The organism is Citrobacter sp. wls826 (assembly GCF_005281245.1).
Taxonomy (GTDB): Bacteria; Pseudomonadota; Gammaproteobacteria; order Enterobacterales; family Enterobacteriaceae; genus Citrobacter; species Citrobacter braakii.
Genome location: NZ_SZWS01000039.1, coordinates 16,572 through 18,133, shown reverse-complemented (window position 1 = coordinate 18,133; position 1,562 = coordinate 16,572). Strand labels below are relative to the sequence as shown.

The window sequence follows — 1,562 nt, the reverse complement described above, 5'->3', positions numbered from 1 at the left end:
GAAAGTGCTGCACCCGGCAACCCTGTTGCCGGCCGTACGTAGCGATATCCCGGTATTTGTTGGCTCCAGCAAGGATCCAAAAGCAGGCGGTACGCTGGTCTGCAATAAAACCGCGAATCCACCGCTGTTCCGTGCGCTGGCGCTACGCCGTAAGCAGACGCTGCTGACGCTGCATAGCCTGAATATGCTGCACTCTCGCGGCTTTTTAGCAGAAGTGTTCGGCATCCTTGCACGCCACAATATCTCGGTAGATTTAATTACCACATCAGAAGTCAGCGTGGCGCTGACGCTGGATACCACCGGTTCAACCTCCACCGGCGATACGCTGTTAACGCAATCTCTGCTGATGGAACTGTCTGCCCTGTGCCGGGTTGAAGTCGAAGAAGGCCTGGCGCTGGTGGCGTTGATTGGCAACGACCTGTCCAAAGCCTGCGGCGTGGGTAAAGAGGTGTTTGGTGTACTGGAGCCGTTCAACATCCGCATGATTTGCTACGGCGCGTCCAGCCATAACCTGTGCTTCCTGGTGCCCGGTAGCGAAGCCGAACAGGTGGTACAGAAGCTGCATCATAATTTGTTTGAATAATATTTCATCACGCGATAAACAATAACTATAGCCGGGCTCGAACCCGGCTTTTTTATAACAACACAACACATTTCAATCGCAAGGAAGATAACATGCTCGCTACTCTCACGCGGCTGTTCCCGTTATGGGCGCTGCTGCTCTCTGTTATTGCGTATTACACGCCCTCCACCTTTACGCCTGTCGGGCCATTCGTACCGTCGTTGCTGATGCTGATCATGTTCGGCATGGGCGTTCACCTGAAGGTGGACGACTTTAAACGCGTACTTTCACGCCCCGCACCGGTCGCGGCGGGTATTTTCCTGCACTATCTGGTGATGCCGCTCGCCGCATGGATTTTGGCACTGGCATTTAATATGCCGCCGGAACTGTCGGCAGGGATGGTGCTGGTCGGTAGCGTCGCCAGCGGAACCGCATCGAACGTCATGATCTATCTGGCAAAAGGTGATGTGGCGCTCTCCGTGACTATTTCATCGGTTTCAACGCTGGTCGGCGTTGTCGCCACGCCGCTGCTGACACGGCTGTATGTCGACGCGCATATCCAGGTGGATGTGATGGGTATGCTGCTGAGTATTCTGCAGATCGTGGTCATTCCGATTGCTTTGGGACTGGTCATTCACCATCTGTTCCCACGCGTCGTAAAAGCCGTGGAACCGTATCTACCGGCGTTTTCTATGGTGTGTATCCTGGCGATCATCAGCGCCGTCGTGGCGGGGTCCGCCTCGCACATTGCGTCTGTCGGCTTTGTGGTGATTATCGCCGTGATCCTGCATAACACCATTGGCTTGCTCGGCGGCTACTGGGGCGGAAAACTGTTTGGTTTCGACGAGTCAACCTGTCGTACGTTGGCTATTGAAGTGGGCATGCAGAATTCAGGGCTTGCCGCTGCGCTGGGCAAAATCTACTTTGGCCCGCTTGCGGCGCTGCCCGGCGCGTTGTTCTCGGTCTGGCATAACCTTTCCGGTTCGCTGCTGGCAGGTTA

At 55.4% G+C, this 1,562-nt stretch carries 1 protein-coding gene and 1 pseudogene; both read left to right on the top strand.

Annotated features, from left to right (window positions below):
• A pseudogene (locus FDW87_RS08975) lies at positions 1–583 on the top strand (ACT domain-containing protein); the annotation flags it as partial.
• A 92-nt stretch (positions 584–675) separates the two neighbouring features.
• A partial coding sequence (gene panS / locus FDW87_RS08970) for a ketopantoate/pantoate/pantothenate transporter PanS (RefSeq protein ID WP_137379669.1) occupies positions 676–1,562 on the top strand: 887 nt, incomplete at its 3' end.